Raw genomic sequence first — 20,733 nt, 5'->3', positions numbered from 1 at the left:
GAATTTGTTCGAAATCGTAAATCGTAAATCTAAAACCGTAAATTTCCTTACCTTTGCCCCATAATGATTTCTATTAATAACCTTAGTTTTTTGATTGGCTCAAGGGCCTTATACGACGAAGCCGACTGGCATATAAAACCTGGAGACAGAGTTGGATTGATTGGTGCGAACGGAACTGGAAAGTCGACCTTGCTAAAAATAATTGTTGGCGAATATGCTCCTTCATCGGGCAGCGTCTCTATGGCCAAAGATTTACGCATTGGCTATTTAAACCAAGATTTACTTTCGTACGATAGCCACAACCCAATTTTAGCGGTTGCAATGGAAGCCTTTGACCGCCAAAACAAGCTGCATGACGAGATTGAAGAACTTTTAAAGGTTATAGAAACAGACTACAGCGAAGATGTTTTAAATAAATTGGCCCAAAAGCAGGAAGAATTTGATGCTTTGGATGGCTACAATATAGAGTATCGTGCCAACGAGATTTTGGCCGGTTTAGGTTTCAGTACCGAAGATCAGAAAAGACCGTTAAATACTTTTTCTGGAGGGTGGCGAATGAGGGTAATGTTGGCGAAAATCCTGCTGCAAGATCCTGATATTCTATTACTGGATGAGCCTACCAACCACATGGATTTACCTTCTATTAAGTGGTTGGAAACCTATTTAGCTGGTTTTGAAGGAGCCATTGTGATTGTGTCGCACGATAGGTATTTCTTAGATAAGATTATCAACAAAACGGTAGAAAGCCGTAAGGGGAAATTAACTAGCTACGCAGGCAACTACTCCTTTTATTTAGAAGAAAAAGAACTACGAGCAGAAATTCAACGCGGAGAGTTTAAGAATCAGCAGGCTAAAATTAAGCAAGAAGAGCGTTTAATTGAACGTTTTAAGGCTAAAGCTAGCAAGGCGAAAATGGCTCAATCTCGTATGAAAGCGTTGGATAGAATGGAGCGTGTGGATGACGTGGATGATGACAACCCAACGGTAAATTTTGCGTTTAAGTTCTCGAAACCTTCGGGCCGCCATGTGGTACGTTTAGAAAATATTTCGAAGAGCTACCCCAACATCGAAATTTTAAAAAATGCAGAAGCGGTAATTGAAAAAGGCGATAAAATTGCTTTGATTGGTGCCAACGGCAAGGGTAAATCTACTTTGTTGCGTATCATTGCCGGCACCGAAAAGTTTGAAGGAAAGTGTGAAATTGGTCATAATGTAACCACCACTTTCTTTGCGCAGCACCAATTAGAATCGCTTCACTTAGACAATGCCATTTTAGAGGAACTACAAGCCTTTGCACCAAAACATACCGATACCGAATTACGTGGCATTTTAGGCTGTTTCTTGTTTACAGGTGATGATGTTTTCAAGAAGATCAAGGTATTATCTGGGGGAGAGAAATCGAGGGTGGCCTTGGCAAAATCTTTAACTACCGATAGCAATTTCTTAATTCTGGATGAGCCTACCAACCACTTGGATATCCAATCGGTAAACATATTAATACAGGCGCTACAACAGTACGAAGGAACTTTTATCTCAGTGTCGCACGATAGGTATTTCTTGGACAATGTGGCGAACAAAATTTGGTTCATAGAAGAGGATAAAATTAAAGAGTACCCAGGCACTTATGCCGAGTTTGAGGAATGGGATGCGAAAAGAGTAAAACCCATGCCAAAGGCAATTCCGGTAAAACCAGAAGAAAAAAAGCCTGTGGTTAAAGAACCTGCTTCGCCAAGTACGCAGCAACAATTAAAAAAACTGAACGATAAACTGAAACGTACCGAAGAAGAAATTGCGGTGTTTGAGCAAAGCGTAAAAGATTGTGAAGCTGAATTAGCAAAAGAAGAAGTTTTTAGCCATCAGCAAAAGCTGGATGAAGCAAATAAAAAATATTTAGCTGAAAAAGCTTTGCTAGATGCGGCACAAAAGGCTTGGGAAGAACTGGCATCGGAGATTATGGAATTGGAGGGATAATAGTATTTCTCGTCATTGCGAACGTATGTGAGCAATCTAACTCTATATCAATTGCTAGATTTAACTTCGTTGATTTTCAATTCTCCTCCTACGGTCGTCGAAATGACGTCTAATTTCATAATTATAAAAACAACTTATCATGAACGAAATTAAATGGGGCATTATTGGCTGTGGCGATGTTACCGAGGTTAAAAGCGGACCTGCATTTAACAAAGTAGCTAACTCGCAATTGGTAGCCGTAATGCGTAGAGATGCTGCCAAAGCAGCAGACTATGCCAAACGACATGGCGTACCTAAATGGTACAGCAATGCTGCCGATTTAATTAACGACCCTGAAATAAATACAATTTACATTGCCACTCCGCCCCTACAACACGAAGAATATACTTTAGCAGCACTTGCGGCGGGCAAACCTGTGTACGTGGAAAAACCCATGGCGCTAAATAGTGCCGCAGCGCAGCGAATGGCTGATGCTTCGGAAAAACATGGCGTAAAATTGGTGGTAGCCCATTACCGCAGGGCACAGCCTTTGTTCTTAAAAATCAAATCGTTATTAGAAGAAAAAGCCATAGGCGAAGTTCGTTTTGCGGATTTGAAAATGCTTCAACCTGCGGCAAGCGATATCATTGCCAATTCAGAAGAAAACTGGCGCATTAATCCGGCAATTTCTGGTGGTGGTTTATTTCATGATTTGGCTCCGCACCAACTAGATTTGATGTTATACTATTTTGGAGATGCGTTAAACTTCCACGGTTTGGCTAGCAAAAATGATCCAAAAGCACCAGTTGCGGATTTAGTTACCGGTCATATCGAATTCGAAAACAACGTCGTTTTTAATGGCTTGTGGTGCTTCTCTGCTCCAAAAAGTGAACAATCAGACAGCTGTGATTTTTACGGGTCAAAAGGAAAAATCACTTTCTCTGTTTTTGGACAGTACATCAAAATAAATATTGAAGGCCAAGAAGAAATACTCAATTTCGAGCCGCTGCAACAAGTAGAACAGCCTATGATAGAACACGTAGTGGCTTATTTTAGAGGCGAAGGAGAAAACCCTTGCTCTGCCGAAGAAGCGCTAAAAACCATGAAAATTATGGATGCGTTTACTGTTCACTAGCCACAGATCCACAAATTTTATCATTAGTGACGGCGTAGAAATAAGTAATGCCATTAAGTTTATACACAAAAATAGCTTTAGTAGATATTTGGCTAAAGCCATTTTATCGTTACACAAAACATCGGGCTAAAGCCCGACGCAATGAATAACCGAGATCTCTAATACCTATCGCCAACATTTGCATCTCCGCCAACATTGTAATTACCATTTTAGAAAAACAAATCTGTGCATCTGTGGCAAAAGTTTTAATATATTTATACAATGAAATACAGATTAATCCTTTGCCTACTCTCTTTTCTACACCTATCTACAGCTAAAGCTCAGGGCGATTATCAAAATAAGACTTATAAAGATTACATTAAAACGGTGGAATGTTACAACACTAGCAAAGAACAGTCTATTCCCGTAATTAATCTAAAAAGTGCTGAAACATTAACTTTTGGTTTTGATGATTTACGAGGTGGACAAAAAAACTACACTTACGTTGTAGAACATTGCACTTGGGATTGGAAATCATCAAAAATTAACGTTTTAGACTATCTGGAAGGCGTACAGCAAGACATTATTTTCAACTACCGCTACTCGTTTAACACCTTGGTAAAGTTTACCCATTACCAAATGATTTTCCCTAACGACCAAATGCGGGTTAAAATTGGAGGCAATTACATTTTAAAGATCTATGAGGATAACGACCCAAACAAAGTAGTAATTACGCAGCGTTTTTATGTACTAAACAACACCATCAATATTGGTGCAGAGGTGGTACCAGCTACAGAAGTTGCTGATAGAAATTCGAAACAGAAAATCAACTTTAGTTTATTTCATCAAACACCAATTAACAACCCGTTTTTAGAGGTAAAAGCAGTGGTAATGCAAAATCTCATTCCGCAAACAGCCATTGTAAACACTAAACCTTCTTTTGTAAAAGCTGGCACCTTGGTTTACAATGATATCAATACCAATCATTTTTTTGGCGGCAACGAGTTTAGAAAATTTGACACCCGTAGTTTTAGATATAAAGCAGAACACGTTGCCGATATTTATCGCGACAGCACACAAAACGTGATTTTATCTATCGATTTACCCAACGGAAGTACCAGATATAGCAACCAATTTGATGAAAATGGCAATTTCTTCATCAGAAATACGGATGGTCGCGATAATGTGACAGATAGCGACTATGCTTACATGTTGTTTACCTTAGCCGCTCCCCCACCTACACCAAAAGGAAATGTGTATGTTTTTGGCAGGTTTAACAATTATGCCTTAACGGAAGATAACAAACTTACTTTCGAATCATCCAGACGTAGGTATTACGGCAACATTAAATTAAAGCAAGGCCTTTACGATTTTAAATATGTTTGGGTAGATGAAAACGGGAAATTTAACGATACCGTTTTTGAAGGTTCTTTTTTCGAAACAGAAAATAGCTATCAAATTTTTGCCTACTACCGCAGGCCTGGTGCCAGATATGATGATTTAGTTGGTTTTACGAATATCAACAGCGTAAAAAGATGATACGAAAATGAGTGATTTAGAAAGTTTAAGGTTCCCGATAGGAAAGTTTAAAGCTCCAGAAATGATTACTACCACACAGATCAAAATCTGGATTGAAGTAATTAAAGATTTTCCAAACCGAATAGCCACTGCAACTAATGAACTAAGCGAAGAACAATTAGAGAAACAATACAGACCAAACGGTTGGACCATTAGGCAAATTATACATCATTGTGCAGACAGCCACATGAATAGTTTAATTAGGTTTAAACTTGCATTAACAGAAGATAAGCCAACTATTAAGCCTTATGCCGAAAACCTATGGGCAGAACTTTCCGATTATCATACGCCAATAGAGAGCTCCATCAAAATATTAACTGGCATTCACGAAAGATGGGTTAAATTATTAGAAAACCTTACGGAAATAGAATTAGAAAAACAGTTCATCCATCCAGAAAACAACGAATTGATTTCCTTGAAACAGAATATTGGTATTTATGCGTGGCACTGTAACCATCATTTAGCACATATTTTGATAGCTAAAAGTAATTAATATCCAGCTCCGTAAATTTCTATTTTTTCGCCACCTTTAGCACGATCTTCTACGGTTGAGAAAATAGAAAAATAATTAGTGCTAGGGCATCTCATGTCGGTATAGCGTCCATCGTGAAATGGTGTTTCTACCAAAGTTCCGTTTACCACACGATAAAGAAAACTAGATTTCCAATCGGCACCATTAACCTTGGTTTTTGTAGGCTGCACGGGTTTCCCTTCGTTAGCAACTTGGTCTATGGCGTTTACACGCTTAAATTCGCCTTTACCTGTAAAAGTATAACCACCTGCTTCAAAATCTTTCTCAAATTTCTTTCCCGCTCCCTCAATGGTAAGTCTCAAAACTCCGTTAGCAATAATTTTAACAGACATCAACACTTCTTCTCCTGGATACCAATAATAACGAGCGTCTGCCGGTGCGTTTTCGTACAGCGCAGCCTGACCACTTCCAGCGTGGGCTGTTCTTCTTAAAAATGGCCTAAAAGCTCTCCTATCAGCGGTTACCGCACCGTTTTCGTCCCTAATTACCTCCCAAGTTAAGCCTATATCGGTTTCCTGGTTGCCCATATTACCGCCCATGTACACCGAAGGATTATCTAAAAACTGTGCAGGTTTAGCCGTATTAATCCTAGCTGGATCAAAAACAATGGTGGGCAAAACTACCCGCCCACCAATACCGCCCCAAGTATCTACACTCGAAACCAACTTGCGATAATACGCCCCTGCAAAGCAACTTTTAGTAGCCGCAGGTTTTACCTCGCCTACATAAAATGAATTTTGTGAACTTGGTAATACTGGCGTAGCGTTTGAATTGCTGTTTTTCTTTGAACAAGAAAACATCAAACTACAGGTTAAAAGCAAAATTGATTTACGAATGGTCATTAGTAGTTACTTGTTCTCTAATAGTAGAACTTGTAGGCACTTTTATCGTTAGCCGAACTTAACAAACCAATTAATAACTGCGGAGCTGCATTTAAGTTATATTGCAAAGCATTGTTTCCTTTTTGAAGAGATACATTTTTAGCATTTAATAAAATTTTTCCGTTGATATCGGCAATTGAGAAGTTGGCAACTTTGCTAACTGGCGAGTACACGTTAACTTTTATAGTTTGGTTGGCCGAGTTTGCTATAATGGTTACCTCTGTCTTACTCAAATCAAACTGTACTGCTACAACGATAGATGTGGTAAAAGTACCATCTCTATCTACACTTTTTAACTGATAGTAATTTGTTCCGTTTACAGGCTTTGTATCTCTAAACGAGTAATTTAATAACTCATTAGAATTCCCTTTAGCGCCAACGGTAGTAATACGTTCAAACTTCTTACCATCAGTAGAGCGAAGCACTTCGAAGTGTAAGGCATTTTTTTCCATGGTAGTTGACCAAGTTACATTTACCGCATCAGCATCTTTTTTAGCATTGAATTTATGCAACGTAATTGGTAATACTACATTTCTTAAAGCTTGAATAAAAGCCCTGTTATTTACGCCAAAACCATCGCCCCAACTTACTTTATCATAAGTAGTAATACTTACTGGCGTAGCATCATCGCTCATGGTAGTAGCTGCAACATTTGCACCGAAAACGTCTAAACGCAGCTTAATAGAGTCTACTTTTTGTGCTTGTACATTACAGAAATAGCATGATAATATGCCTAATATATATAATTTGATTTTCATGATTAGTTAGTTTTTGCTTTGATTAAAATTACGCCTGGCATTGTACGCTCGTTTCCACTATCAGAAGGACGTACCGTTAACTGATTATTGATGCGTAAGGTGGTAGAACCACCACCATCAAGATTTAGTGCAGCCACGCAGCCCATATCTTTCATTAAATTAGCTAACTCATTTAATGTTAAACCCAGTACATTTGGTGTGACTGTATTGTTGCCGCCCTCTACCGCTACCAAAATAATTTTACCATCAGCGGTGTAACCTATAGCTGTTCTACCTCGCAATGAAGTATTGTCTAAATTTGCCAACTCTTCATCGGCAGTTACGTTTACCTGTCCACCTTTTACTAAAACAGGAGAACCACCTATTGCACTTACTACATTCCATAGTGTACCACCTGTAGCTGTTGGTATTGGCTGTGGCTCGGTATTTTCGTTATTTGGAGATGGTGTGGCGTACGAATACACATTAGATGATACTTTGTAGGTCCAAGTAATGTCTGGCATCATCATAGAAGATAAGCCAAAAGTACCTCTAGTAGGATAATAAGTTTTACCAGACCTAACAAGCGAGGCAACATTGTTAGCAGAAGTGGTACCATTATACTGAATATGGCTTAATGCTGTGGTATAAAAAAAACCGGCATTTATACAGGCCAAAACTGTACCTGTTTCCGCATTCACAAAATTCTCAGGGGTTTTAAACGTAGCCGAGTAAGTCGGTTTAAACTCTACCAGTTTAGGATCAAAAACTACTGCATAAGCATTCATTTCTCTTGTCGAATAAAGAGAAGTAGTTCTAAAAACTTGTATTCCGGGAGGAAAATTAGTCATTAAATTTGGTTGCTTTTGCCAATATAACGGAAGCGAAACTAAGTTTGCATCAGCATCTAACGGCGTGTTATAAGTAGCCTGCGCAGGATTAGTTAAATGAACCAAACCAACAGTACCATTTGCTAAAGCAAAACTAGAATTATGTGTTTTCACACCTAGTATACCATTCCACACGGCTTTAGCATCAAATCACCATAAGCTAAAGTATGCACTGCTTTATTTGCACCATTTAAAGAAGCGGCATCATCTGTATCTGCTCTAATAGAAACCGCCTCATGAAAAGTTAAATTCCAAGTTCTCACAGGCGTTTCACTCATAAGAGTAAAATATACAGGATCATTAATAGCTACACTGATTTTGAAATCAGAGGCATCTATATCAGGTGTATAAGCTGCGAGTTCAGTATTACTTAATTTACGTATTACAATAGTGGTTCCAGAACGCAACCCCTTCCACAAATTTATATTATTGAAACGATATTTCGCACCAGTTTCATCTAATGTACTCCCTCCATTACCATAATCCTTAATTATGTATTTTCTAATATCGAGTTTGTCGGTATATACTACCAGTTCTACCACATCATTTACACCATCAGAAAGGCCACTATTATAGTAACGATTAACTAAAATACCTTGCGCCTTACCTTGGCTAAGCGCACAAATTGCCAAAAAAGTGAATAGTAAAAATCTCCTCATAAAGTTTATAGTTTTTGGTTAATATTAAAATTAAATATAAACTTATTAAAATAAATTAATAATAATAAATTTTAAAAAAATATTTTTAATATAAATTAGGTATTTATGATTTTTTATTAAAAATAATATATGTACCGTTAAACATCATCATACGGTTTTTTAAATAATTGCGGGCAAATAGCTAGCAACGTTGTAAAACACCGAGCATAGCTTTGCAAAAATTTATAGTGGTAAAACACTTAAATTGCCTATTTTAGCAAGCATGAGTTTAAATGCTAAACACCCTAGCCATTCGTTTACCGTTATGAATGAGCTAGTTTTACCAAATGACACCAATACGTTAAACAATTTAATGGGTGGCCGCCTACTGCATTGGATGGATATTGCTGCCGCTATATCTGCGCAAAAACATTGCAATAGTATTGTAGTTACTGCATCGGTAGATAATGTTTCATTTAAACAGCCCATCAAACTTGGCGATGTAGTAACTATCGAAGCCAAGGTTACCCGTTCTTTTAACACTTCGGTAGAGGTACGTTTAGACATTTGGGCCGAAAACATTCCATCGGGCACCCGGGTAAAATCTAATGAAGCCTACTATACTTTTGTGGCAGTAGACCAAACTGGCACCAGGCCTGTGCCCCTGCTAAAGCCAGAAACGGCAGCAGAAATTGAACTTTACGAAGGTGCTTTGCGCCGCAGACAGCTACGATTGGTGCTCGCAGGCAAAATGAACCCTGATGATGCCATTGAGCTAAAAGCACTCTTTGCTGAAAAACAAACCATTACCTAGAAAGGATAAACATGACAACCTATACTGTACTCATTATTTTAAGTGCGCTGGTAATATTTTCTTACCTATTTGATTTGGTAGCCAGCAAAACCAAACTACCTTCTGTTTTACTTTTGTTGGTATTGGGTATTGGCCTAAGGTTATTGGTAGATAAGCTACAGATCCACACTTTTAATTTTTTACAGATTTTACCTACTTTGGGTACGGTAGGCTTAATTTTAATTGTTTTTGAGGGTTCCTTAGAGCTTAAATACGCAAAAGACAAGAACAATGTAATTAAGGGAGCATTCTTATCTGCACTGGTTATTCTTATTTTCACGGTGGGTATAATTACCTTTATCATCCATCAAATTACGCAACAAGAGCTTTACATCTGTTTTGTTAACGCCATACCTTTTAGTGTAATTAGCTCCGCCATAGCCATTCCTTCGGTGGCAAGTATCAATAAACGTAGTAAAGAGTTTATTATCTACGAAAGTTCATTTTCTGACATATTGGGCATTATTGCGTTTAACTTTGCGGTATCAAACAGGAACATAACCGTAGGTTCTTTTGGGCAATTGGCTATCAATACGTTATTAATCTTGTTGCTTTCGGTAATTGCCTGTATTACGTTGCTCTACCTTATGGGGCGTTTAAAACATCACATCAAGTTCTTTCTAATTATCTCCATATTAATTATGGTGTACGCCATTGGACAGTCTTTCCATTTATCTGCGTTGGTACTTATTTTATCGTTTGGCCTTTTCCTAAACAATGCCGATACCATTAAGCATGTGTGGTTTAGAACTACATTTCTTTATAAGAACCTATCGAACGACTTAACGCAGCTTCATCAGCTATCGGCCGAAACCGCCTTTATTATTAGAACCTTTTTCTTCGTGATTTTTGGGTTTACCATGAACATTAACCAGCTCAACAATTTCAATATTATTGCCAACGGATTAATTGTTTTGGGCTGCATTTACCTCATTAGGTTTGCTTATCTGTATTTCTTTAGAAAAGAAAATTTATTACCAGAGGGATTTGTGGTGCCACGGGGTTTGATTAGCATATTGCTTTACTACAATCTACCGCAGCACCTAAAACTGGTTGAAATTGGTACGCCTTTTTTATTTATGGTGGTATTGGGTTCTAGCTTGGTAATGAGCATTGGTTTAATGCTAACCCGTAAAAAAGAAGAGCCCAAAATAGAAAGTATTTAGTAGCTCGCTACGTGCTGTGTAGCTTGGCTATGATTTATATATTTTTCTAGCTTTTTGTAGTTTTCTAGGAAATAGGATTGATTGCCGTTAACACGTAAAGCCATTCTTTTATTCGCTACTACTGCTACACCGCCCGCCGCTGTACCTACCAAAGCGCCCGCAACCGTAAGTGCGGCGGTAAGCTTTGCCATCTCTGTAGTATTTTCGCCCTGCTCATCTAAAGACCAAATTGCCGCACCAACACCCAAACCAGCCAAAGTACCACCACTAACAAATTGGCCAAATGCTAAGCCCCTACGTTTTACCTTTATCTTAATGATATCTTTAGTTCTAAAGATGTAATAGTTGCCTTTATAGTCTTCAATACCCACACCTTCTGGAGTAACTTTCTTTAAATGTCCCTTTGTGGTTTTATAGGTATAAGAAAATACTTTCACTTCGTAATCGCCCGTATTGCTTGCCTGCGAATTTGCAGAAAAGCAAATACACCAAAAGCAAATTAATAAGCCAACGACTTTCATAACAACGAAATTATACAAAAACTGAGGAAGTTTTTAGCATTATAATCACAAGATTTGGATTTTAGCTGCCCATTTCCAAGATCTTATCGAACTCGGTTGCTTTAAGCGGCATTACCGATAAACGGCCTTGGCGCACCAAAGAAATATCTTTCAAAGTCTCTTCTGCCTTAATCTGCTCTAAAGTTACTGGATTTTTCAAAGTTTCTACCGGAACTAAGTCTACCACCACCCAATTAGGGTCTGGTGTAGTCGGATCTTGGTAAAATTCTTTAACCACTTTGGCCACGCCCACAACGTGTTTACCCTCGTTACTGTGATAAAAAAGCACTAAATCTCCCTCTTTCATGGCTTTTAGGTTGTTACGTGCTTGGTAATTACGCACACCATCCCAAAAAGTGCGACCATCTTCATTAAATTTATCCCAGCTGTATTTAAAAGGTTCTGATTTGACTAACCAATGGTTCATGTTTTATCTTCGTTTAAAGGTGCTTTAGAACATATTTTATCCTCAAAATTGAGGTTGGCGACAGATGTGGCGACAAAATTCGGTGTTCTCGAAACAGTGCCTTATCTGTATTTAAGGGGATGATCTTTCACTTTTACAACCCAAAAGCCTTGAAATATCGCCCTATTATCCAATCCTCAAAACTAATAAAAGAAAGTGGAAAGCTGAAAGCTCTTATTACAGATACAAAAAAAACACCTCGCAATAAGCAAGGTGTTAACTTGTTCAAATGGTTTAACAAACATTTGAACAAGTAGGTGGTATTTATTTTTTTACCAATTTAGAGGTTAAAGTACCATTGGCACCGCTAAGCTTTACAAAGTACAGGCCTTTAGGAAATGAAGATAAATCTATCTCCACTTCAGTTTGTTGGGCTGCTAAGTTCTGTGTTTGAAGTATCCTACCGTTGATATCGCTAATAGAGGCCGTTAAATATTTACTAGCCATAAAAGTTACAATGGCCTTATTGGCAGTAGGATTAGGATAAAGTTTTACACTTTCGGTATTCAAATTAAAAGCGATAACCCTTACACCTAGTTCATTTACTTTTCCATCTGCATCTAACTGCACTAACTTATAATAATTATTGCCATTTAAAGGAGTTTTATCAGTATAACTATAGTTCTTTATATTGCTAGAATTTAAAACTACATCCATCCTTTTCAACTCTTTAAAATCTTTATCATCGCCACTGCGATAAATGATAAATTGCTTGTTGTTTTGCTCACTTTCGGTTCTCCACTTTAGCAATGTGTAATTATCCTCTACTTGGGCGGTATAACTAATTAGCGTTACAGGCAAAGTGGCAGGTGTAATTTTACGAATTTGGTTGGGCGAAAATTCTGAGATATAGATTTGATCGTTAGCATCAATAGCAATGCCGAAAGGTTCGGTAAAATAAGCGTCTGCTAAAGGTCCATCTACATGGTCGGCTATCCCTTCTGAGCCAGCGTAATTAGTTACCACGCCCGCAGGTGTTATTTTAGCTATTCTATGTCCATAAGTATCAGCTACAAACACATTGTCGCTGGCATCAACAGCTATTCCAGATGGGTAATTGAAACCGTTAAAAGAAGTGAGCAATGTTCCTGCAGCATTAAACTTGTGAACTTCGCTGTCATTTCCACCTATAACATAAACATTTCCGCTACCATCAACCGTTAAGGCAACCGGAAATTCTACTTGAGTGGTAAATACACTTGCTACACCGGCAGGAGTTATTTTACGCACTGTATTTACATTGAAATCAGCTACGTATAAGTTATTATCTCCGTCAACAGCCACGCCTACAGGTCCAGAAATAAGCCCAGGCTCCACCTCAGTTACCACATTTGCAGGTGTAACTTTAAAAACCGTATGCTGGTCGAAATGATTAGTAGAAACATAAATATTATTGTCGGCATCAACAGCTACCCCATTTGGTAGTTGATAGCCACCAACAGGGCTTGCAACTACCGTTTTCACGCCCAACGGCGTATATTTTAAAACTTGGTTGCCTTGTTCATCTGCAACGTAGATATTTCCAGCAGCATCTGTAGCTAAACCAGCAGGTTTATTTAAACCACTACTAACAAAGGTACTAACTGTTTGTGCTTGTATGGCAATTGGCATAAAGCCAACAAATAAAAGCGCTAAAAAAGATAAAAATTTTTTCATGTTTTGAAATGTTAATTTGAGTTATGATTTGAATTTTAGTTAATTATATACGAATTTTAACTACAGTCTTACAACTTTTTTGAGTAAAACCGAAAACTAAAATCTTGTTAATGCATTTAATTAAAACAAATTAATAGATTGGTTTGAGTTTAATTGTCTTTCCTCGCCTACGTTTACTTTCGTCTGCTGCTTCCATAAACGCTAAAATCGACAAGGTTTCCCTAGCACTTTCGCCGGTGCTATCTTAGTATTAAAAAACTTAATGATTTCTACTAGCAAAGGTTGATAACCTAAATAAGGCCCTAATTGAAAAGTTCCGCTTTCTGTAAAACAAGTGCCACCAAAATCGGCTTTACCCGTTCTTGTACCTCTAAACGTACCCACACGGCCATCTTTCCATTTACCTACCACCAAATCAGTACCATCGGTATACATTCGGCTAACCGATACACAATCTGGCCCCATTACGGCAAACAAGGTTTCTACTCCATGTATTCCATACCAAAACAAATCAGGATGTGTTGGCTCTATCGTGGCCGGACTAAAAGTATCTGCCCCTAAAACCTGCCCGTGTTTGCCCGAACGTACGGCCACTACATTTTCCATAAAACGAAGCGAAGAACCCGAAAAAACAGGAACATTGTGCTTTGTTGCTGCCTCAAATATCGCCTTTGCATCTTTTAAGGATGCGGCCAAAGGCTTATCGATAAACAGTGGCTTGCCAGCTTTAATTACTTCTAAAGCTTGCGATAAATGTAAGCGCCCGTCGTTTGTTTCTAACAATACTACATCTACTTCAGTTAATAATTGGGCTATACTGGCGGATATTTTAACGCCAAATTGCTGTATTTCTACAATTTGCTTAGGAATGCGTTCTTTGCTTAATGCTAAATCTTTGCTGCCATAAGGATAGGCGGCCACTACCCGATAGCCAGCTAGCAATGGGTCTGGGTTTTCGGCGTTTAATAGTTTGGTAAATGCTAAGCTATGGCTGGTATCTAAACCGATAATTCCTACACGTTTTTGTACAGGTTGTTGGCCAAAAGCAAACCTTGGCAATGCAATAGCTGCGCTTGCCAAGGTAATGGTATGTATAAAATTTCTCCGATTTAACTTCAAAGTATTATTGCCTTTTTATAGAAACTGTTTTGCTACCCAATTCTCCCACAAAAACTTTCAATTTTATTTCTAAAGGTTGTTGTACTGGCGCTGTGTAGGTTTTACTTCGCAAGGTAGGTTCGCTACCATTTGTGGTATATTTAACAATTAAACCTGGAAATTGCACGTTTGCACTCACTTTACCATCTTTTACAACAACTCCCGGAGGTGGTACACGAAATTTAAAACCATCAGCATAATAAAGAAGTCGTGGTAATTCTCTTTGCCCCAACAAATTAGCAAATTGATTCCAATCTTTTACATAGTACGACCACGATTTAACACTATCCGTTTCTGTAGACCATGCAGGTTCTGCTGTCCAAGCTCGCTCTGCATAGCCTAGCAATTTTGGCAGCAATATATATTCCATGGCAGCTGCTCCGACTACCTTTTCAGACCAAAGTTGGCTCTGTATGCCCACAATATGCTGTTTACCTTTTTCGGTTAATCTTTCTTTCCCATTAAAAACACCTTTAGTTAGTGCTTTTCCACTGGCATCTTCGGTGGCGGTTTTGTAATAATCAAATGGAGAGAAATAAAAGGCCTTGTCTGTATCTACATAGCCGCCCCAATAAAGGCCAGGCTCGTTTGCACTTTGGTTGTAAGCCAAATCGAAGTAATAATTAGTTACTGCCGATAATACAACGTTGTAACCTGCATTGGCCAAACGGTAAGAAAGATCATCGTTACCACCGCCCCAAACGTTGTTCCACACATAAACCTGGAAGTTTTCGTTCACAAAATCTGGATTAGCAATGTAGGTTGATTTGCCATCTGCCGTGTTCACTTTTCGCATGGCGATTTCTTCCCAACCTGCCATCTGCAAGTTTTTAGCTTTTAACAACTTGCTAGCCTTGCCGATGTAATAGTACCAAAGATCATCGTAAGTAGCAATCTTTTCTTGCTGCATCAATTTGGCAATAGCAGGCGATTTTTCCCAAACCCCCTTCGGTACTTCATCGCCCCCTAAATGCACAGTTTTTAACGTAGCACCAGCCAAACGGTACATTTCAGCCATTTCGTCTACTACTTTACTGATAAAATTATAAGTTGATGGTAAAGCGATATTCATTACATTATCGTTAAAACCCTGTACAGAGCGGTAAACCGATTGATCTAGCGTATCACGCAGTAAATATTGGCGAGCTGCATCGGGCTTACCTTGGCTCATTAAGCTACGGTATCTGTTATCCATTGCTTTAATGGCCGCTCTGGCATGTCCAGGAGTTTCCAATTCTGGAATTACCGTGATGTGGCGCTGCTTGGCATACTTCAAAATCTCGATAAAATCTTGCTGCGTATAATAACCGCTGCCAGGTGCTTTTGCCACATCTGGTCCAGAACCGTAGGCAGGTTTGAGGTTATCTGCATCGTTTAAGGTATGTCCTCTTCTTCCGCCTACTTGAGTAAGTTCTGGCAAATCTTTAATCTCTATTCTCCAACCTTCATCATCATTTAAATGAAAATGAAAGGTGTTGATTTTATAGAGCGCCAAAAGATCTAAGAGCTTTAAGATTTCAGCTTTGCTTTGAAAATTCCTAGCTACATCTAACATAAACGAGCGATAAGCAAACCTTGGTGCATCTTCAACTTCTGCTGTTTGGATACTAATTTGCTGCTGCTTTTTTGCCCAAGTTGTTGGCGGCATCAGCATTTTTAGCGACTGCAAGCCGTAGAAAATTCCCGAAGCAGAAGAAGCTGAAATCAGTACCCTATCTTTGCTTACCGAGAGCTGGTAATGTTCTGTGGCTAGGCCTCGCACTAACTTTAACTGGATATAATTACTTTGTGCTGAAGTAGCTTCGGTTACTGTTTTGCCCAGCAGCGCTTTTAACTCTTGGTTAAATAACGCTGCTTCTTGAGCAAAAACTGAATCAAAAACTAATTTTGTGACAGCAGATAAATTGAACGTACCTGCATTTTCTTTATAACTTACTGGTTTTGGTAATATTTTAACTACTTGGTTAGCTGGCAAAGCCGATACACTCGCATTTTTAGCAAAAGCCGATGCTGCTACTTGCTTCATTAACGTTTGCTCGTGCTTTTCGCCTAAATTGATTTTTAAATCTGTGATGTTAACGATAGTTTGCGCATTATTTTTCGCCACCCAATATAAGCCACTTGGCGCATCGGTAAGGTTCATAGATTTACCTTTGGCCACATAACTTACCGTTAAACTTTTACCCGCAGCAAGTGTTGCTTTACCGTTAATGAAATTCAATTGCCTAAACTCACCACCATGTGCTTTGGCATTTGCATTTGCCGTAGTAATCGACATAATTTCTCTTGGGTACGAAAAGAATAATTCCCAATCTTGCAAATTTACAGTGCCATTACTGTTGTTTTTAAAAACGAACGCGGCCGTAAATTGCCCTTTTTGTGGGTAATCGTTTTGCTGTAGCTGCCATTCGACGCTAATTTTTTGTAGTAATTGCGTTTGCTGAGCATTTGCAAAACACGATGCTGTAACGGTTATCAACAGCATTAAAAATAATCTTTTCATATCAATCTAAATTACGGCGTATAAGACCATAGTTCCGTACCACGTTTAAAATAGATTTTTCCACTTGGATCCATCACCATCAAACCTGCGTTTTCCGCTAAAAATACAACTTTTTTAGTAGAAGGGTTTATTTTAAAAAGTTTTCCATTATCCGTTCCATAAATATCTCCAGAGGGATGAATAGCCAGAAAAGCACTGCGCCAAATGTGGCTACCAAACGGAGGATAATCGTACAATTTTTGTACAGACAGTACTTTTTGTTGTGCCACATCTAAAATGAATAAATGTCCATCGGCAATACCCCAAATATTTCCATCGGGACCGTTGATCAGGCAAGTGATGGCAGCCGCACCGCTTACTGGCACCAATTTAGTTATGGATTGGTTGGTCTTTAGATCCCAAAACATCAGCTCTGCTTCTTTAAGTGTTGGCTTTACACCCAAACCACCAGAAATAGATCCACCCAATATCAACACATCGCCTTTACTGGCCAAACTTACCACCGATTGCTTTGCCAACACCTCTCCAAAAGAAGTGTGTTTTTTGTTAGCCTCATCGTACATGGCTAACACACCGCCCAATTTGCCATATTCTGGTACGGTACCAAAATAAACCTTCTGCAACTCTGGCAAAGGATGTACTGCAAACGAACGGCTTTGGTCTTTTTCTTCAAAAATAAGTTCGGGATTGTTTTTAGCAATGTTCCAAGGTTGCGATACCTCATAAGTATAAAATTTACCTTTGGGATAAATGCCATAATAGATTTTATTACCCATAAAAGCCATTCCTTCGGTTTGGTCTAAGCCTGCATATTTGGTGTTTTTATTAGTTGCAGGGTCAAATGTAGCATGTCCACCTGCTAAGTAGCCACCAGTCCATACTTTTTTATCAGGGCCGTACATAATGGCATTAATTGGTATCGGCTGCGCCGGAATTTTTAACGCCGTACTTTGTATTTTTTTATTTGATGTTTGATAATGCAGCAAATTGCCTTTCACGTTTAACACGTAAATATTACCTGCGTTATCGTTATAAAATGCCGTTGCCGCAGCAAGATTTGTGGCTAAAGTAGTTGCTGTATTGAAATTTTTGCTTGCATCAACACGTTTTAAATTACCTTTTGAGGTATAGTATAGCAACGATTTCTTCACATCTGTGCCTACTGCCTTCATGTCCATATCGACAACTTCTTGCTCTACTTTTTGTGTTGCAAGGTTGTACACCAAAGTAGTTTGACCCGCAGTAAGCAGCGCCAATAACCTGTCTTGGCCATCGGTGCCTTTTACAATTTCTAAACCGTAAACAAATTCCCTGTCTTGATATTTAGCTGGCAATATCTCCTTTTTCTCTTTAGTAGTTAAATTAATAGCGATGAGATGCGCATGAGAACCTACGCCAGCATAAAGTACATTACGTTTGGCATCGAAAGCAAGACTACGCACATAATTTTCGCCAGCAACCAAAGGGCCATTGGCCAAATCGGTAAACCCATCTTTTGGATGATACCTGAACACCCTACAACCAGGGTAAGTAGCACCGAAAACTTCGCCATTTTTACCAGCCGTTAAATTCCACAAATAGGTTTCGTTAGGCAAAGCATTACCCAAATCGGTAATGGTTTTTGTGCCTGGCTTATGGCTAAATAGTTTCCCGCCAGCACCCGGAACGTACAACATTCCATCGGTAGACTGTGCCAGATCCCAAGCACCATCAGATTTTGGCAAAGGAACATCAAGCACCAAAGCTTTGGTTTTTACATTGAAAGCCAGTAAATGAGCAGGTTCGCCACGCACTACGGTATAAAGTAATAAATTCCCTTTGGCATCTTTTGCAAAAATACTGCCCTGTATCATGGTAGCCGTTAACTGCGGACCATGGTTTACAAATTTATCTTGCTGCGCTGTAGCCTTGTTTACAAAAGCAAAAGCGAATAGCAAGAAAAACAATTTCAATAGCTTCATCTTAAAGTCCTCCTTGTTTGGCTAAAAAATGCCCACAAATTCATCATCATTTAGGTGTGGATAATCTTGATGCACACGTTCAATTTCTTCTAATTGACCAACAGAAAGCTGCTCGTTAGGGTTTAAGCACCAAATGCCTTTTAACAAACCTTGCTTGCGTAACATTTCGTGAATGCCCGGAATACAACCATGGAAATGATTTGCAGGATCGAACAACGCGGCATTTACATCGGTAATTTCTACACCACGGCTCATCAAATCATTAAATTGGGTAGCCGTTGGCTTGTTGCGGTAAGCTTTTATCTCTTCCATTAAAGTTACTGCTTTTTGTGTCCAAACTGCCCAATGACCCAACAAACCACCTACAAAACCCTTTTCTACCTGCTTTCCATTTACGGTAAAACGATAAGGAGTTAACAGATCGGCCACAATATTATCATCATTACCAGTGTAAAGTGCAATTTCATCACGTCTGCTGCTGTTGCAAACTGCTCTTACTACATCTAAAGTTTGGTAGCGATTAAACGATGCACATTTGATGGCCAATACGTTTTCAATCTCCGCAAATTGCAGCCAAAAATCGTAGCTAAAAATACGGCCACCTACCGATGGCTGTAAATAAAACCCAAATACTGGAATAACCTGCGCCACTTCCCTAACCCTATCTAAAATTTGTGCTTCGCTCCAGCCTTGCAAACCGCCCATACTTAGCAAACCCATATCATAGCCTAAACCCGATGCAATTTTAGCTTCCTTAAGCGCTTGTTCAGTAGGACCACAAATACCAGCCACCTTTAAAAACGGACGTTGTAAATTCGCTTTGCTTACTTCTTCGGCAGCCCATTGCAATACGGTTTCAAACAAATTTACTTCTGGATCACGGATTTCGAATTGCGTAGAATGTACCGCAACCGCCATACCGCCAGCGCCACTTTCTATGTAGTACCTGGTCAACTGGCGCTGCATTTGTTCATCTATCTTTCTTTCTGAGGTTAATGCCAAAGGATGCGCTGGAATTACCGTTCCCTGTTGTAAATGCTGATATAATTCGTTACTTAATTTCATTAGAATTTCCCTCCTCTTTCTTGAAAATGTGTTGCTTTACCAAATTCATCGCCACCATTGCTTAGCCACGTAGCGGTAATGTCTATAATTTCTCTGATGGTAACTTTTGGATAACCAAAAATGCGATGACACTCTGAAGCATTATTTAACAATGCCGTACCTACAGGTTCGTTTACAAATTTTGGCTCGATATTAAAAATGTCGGCAAACTGCTGTGCAATCCAACGGATGGAAAGAATTTCGGGACCGGTTACGTTTAAGATTTTAGCCGGAGCCGTACAATGTAACAACGAACGGATGGCAATTTCGTTGGCATCGCCCTGCCAAATTACATTTACGTTTTCGGTACTTAAATCAATTTCCTTACCAGCTAAAATAGATTTAGCTATTTCCATCACTACACCATATCTAAAATCTACCGCGTAATTTAACCTGTAAATTAAGGTTGGGGTTTGATTTTTATGAGCAAAATACTCGAAAATACGTTCTCTGCCCAAACAAGATTGTGCATACTCGCCAATTGGCTCTGGTGTAGTTTCTTCTGATACGCCACCCGAAGTTACTGGCACAAAAGGCAACACGTTACCCGAAGAGAACACCACAATATTAGAATTTTTGTACTTCTCTGCAACCCTGCCCGGTAAATAAGCATTCATTGCCCAAGTAAAGTTTTCTTTGCCAGTAGTACCGAATTTGTTGCCCGCCAAATAAATCACGTTTGGCGCATCTGGCAAAGCAAAAAGTTCTTCATCATTTAATAAATCGCAGGCAATTACTTCTATGCCTACTGCCAGAAGTTCTTCTTTGGCTTGTTGGTTAGAGAAGCGAGATACACCAATTACACGATTAGGCATTCCTGCTTCACGCAAAGCATCTACCAATAACTTGCCCATACTTGGCCCCATTTTACCACCAATACCAAGCAATACAATATCGCCCTTAATTTTCTTTACGTCTGCTATAAGAGCTTCCGAAGGACGTGTATATCTTTCTTCAAGCGCTTTTAAATCTTCCATATTTATGTG

At 39.0% G+C, this 20,733-nt stretch carries 18 protein-coding genes; 6 read left to right on the top strand and 12 right to left on the bottom strand.

From position 1 onward, the window contains the following. Positions 1-63 precede the first annotated feature (63 nt). From OVA16_RS12995 to OVA16_RS12980, 4 genes are all read left to right on the top strand, one after another. Positions 64-1,971, top strand: coding sequence for an ABC-F family ATP-binding cassette domain-containing protein (locus tag OVA16_RS12995; protein ID WP_267760035.1), 1,908 nt, complete (start codon positions 64-66; stop codon positions 1,969-1,971). A gap of 139 nt (positions 1,972-2,110) precedes the next feature. Beyond that, a complete protein-coding gene (locus OVA16_RS12990; protein ID WP_267760033.1) occupies positions 2,111-3,085 on the top strand; it encodes a Gfo/Idh/MocA family protein in 975 nt (324 codons plus the stop codon). Between the two features lie 261 nt (positions 3,086-3,346). Continuing rightward, entirely contained in the window at positions 3,347-4,603 is a 1,257-nt protein-coding gene (locus tag OVA16_RS12985; protein ID WP_267760031.1) for a DUF5103 domain-containing protein, read from the top strand. Between the two features lie 7 nt (positions 4,604-4,610). Beyond that, positions 4,611-5,135, top strand: a complete 525-nt coding sequence (locus OVA16_RS12980) for a YfiT family bacillithiol transferase (protein ID WP_267760029.1) — start codon at positions 4,611-4,613, stop codon at positions 5,133-5,135. Here the strand turns inward: OVA16_RS12980 and OVA16_RS12975 are convergent. From OVA16_RS12975 to OVA16_RS12960, 4 genes are read right to left on the bottom strand one after another with little or no spacing between them, the layout of a single operon-like run. Further along, positions 5,132-5,974: a hypothetical protein gene (locus tag OVA16_RS12975; protein WP_267760027.1), complete on the bottom strand. Its 843-nt coding sequence runs from the start codon at positions 5,972-5,974 to the stop codon at positions 5,132-5,134. The genes OVA16_RS12980 and OVA16_RS12975 overlap by 4 nt on opposite strands. A 59-nt stretch (positions 5,975-6,033) precedes the next feature. Beyond that, complete coding sequence (locus tag OVA16_RS12970; RefSeq protein ID WP_267760025.1) at positions 6,034-6,813, bottom strand: hypothetical protein; 780 nt, start codon at positions 6,811-6,813, stop codon at positions 6,034-6,036. Positions 6,814-6,815: 2 nt separating this feature from the next. Continuing rightward, a complete protein-coding gene (locus tag OVA16_RS12965; protein ID WP_267760023.1) occupies positions 6,816-7,796 on the bottom strand; it encodes a phosphodiester glycosidase family protein in 981 nt (326 codons plus the stop codon). A gap of 2 nt (positions 7,797-7,798) precedes the next feature. Next, positions 7,799-8,341, bottom strand: coding sequence for a hypothetical protein (locus OVA16_RS12960; protein WP_267760021.1), 543 nt, complete (start codon positions 8,339-8,341; stop codon positions 7,799-7,801). A gap of 262 nt (positions 8,342-8,603) precedes the next feature. On the opposite strand from OVA16_RS12960, the gene OVA16_RS12955 reads away from it, so the two are divergent. Continuing rightward, positions 8,604-9,134 carry an acyl-CoA thioesterase gene (locus OVA16_RS12955; RefSeq protein ID WP_267765394.1) on the top strand — a complete coding sequence of 177 codons (531 nt, stop codon included), beginning with the start codon at positions 8,604-8,606 and terminating at the stop codon, positions 9,132-9,134. A gap of 11 nt (positions 9,135-9,145) precedes the next feature. After that, entirely contained in the window at positions 9,146-10,339 is a 1,194-nt protein-coding gene (locus tag OVA16_RS12950) for a sodium:proton antiporter (protein WP_267760019.1), read from the top strand. Here OVA16_RS12950 and OVA16_RS12945 read toward each other — a convergent pair. The 8 genes from OVA16_RS12945 to OVA16_RS12910 form a co-directional block, all read right to left on the bottom strand. Further along, positions 10,336-10,860 carry a hypothetical protein gene (locus OVA16_RS12945; protein ID WP_267760018.1) on the bottom strand — a complete coding sequence of 175 codons (525 nt, stop codon included), beginning with the start codon at positions 10,858-10,860 and terminating at the stop codon, positions 10,336-10,338. The genes OVA16_RS12950 and OVA16_RS12945 overlap by 4 nt on opposite strands. A 61-nt stretch (positions 10,861-10,921) precedes the next feature. Next, the gene (locus OVA16_RS12940) at positions 10,922-11,326 is read right to left on the bottom strand and encodes an EVE domain-containing protein (protein WP_267760016.1); all 405 of its coding nucleotides are present in this window, start codon (positions 11,324-11,326) and stop codon (positions 10,922-10,924) included. A 303-nt stretch (positions 11,327-11,629) separates the two neighbouring features. Further along, positions 11,630-13,021, bottom strand: coding sequence for a T9SS type A sorting domain-containing protein (locus OVA16_RS12935; RefSeq protein ID WP_267760014.1), 1,392 nt, complete (start codon positions 13,019-13,021; stop codon positions 11,630-11,632). Positions 13,022-13,222: 201 nt separating this feature from the next. Then, complete coding sequence (locus OVA16_RS12930) at positions 13,223-14,140, bottom strand: Gfo/Idh/MocA family protein (protein WP_267760011.1); 918 nt, start codon at positions 14,138-14,140, stop codon at positions 13,223-13,225. Between the two features lie 4 nt (positions 14,141-14,144). Continuing rightward, entirely contained in the window at positions 14,145-16,682 is a 2,538-nt protein-coding gene (locus OVA16_RS12925) for a beta-N-acetylhexosaminidase (protein WP_267760009.1), read from the bottom strand. Positions 16,683-16,693: 11 nt separating this feature from the next. Continuing rightward, a complete protein-coding gene (locus OVA16_RS12920) occupies positions 16,694-18,643 on the bottom strand; it encodes a hypothetical protein (protein WP_267760007.1) in 1,950 nt (649 codons plus the stop codon). A gap of 21 nt (positions 18,644-18,664) precedes the next feature. After that, positions 18,665-19,708, bottom strand: a complete 1,044-nt coding sequence (locus tag OVA16_RS12915; RefSeq protein ID WP_267760005.1) for a dihydrodipicolinate synthase family protein — start codon at positions 19,706-19,708, stop codon at positions 18,665-18,667. Continuing rightward, positions 19,708-20,724, bottom strand: coding sequence for an NAD-dependent epimerase/dehydratase family protein (locus OVA16_RS12910; RefSeq protein ID WP_267760003.1), 1,017 nt, complete (start codon positions 20,722-20,724; stop codon positions 19,708-19,710). The genes OVA16_RS12915 and OVA16_RS12910 overlap by 1 nt, the downstream gene beginning before the upstream one ends. Positions 20,725-20,733 lie beyond the last annotated feature (9 nt).

Source organism: Pedobacter sp. SL55 (genome assembly GCF_026625705.1).
Lineage (GTDB): Bacteria > Bacteroidota > Bacteroidia > Sphingobacteriales > Sphingobacteriaceae > Pedobacter.
Note: the sequence above shows the minus strand (reverse complement) of the source record. Positions and strands in the feature narration are given on the sequence as shown.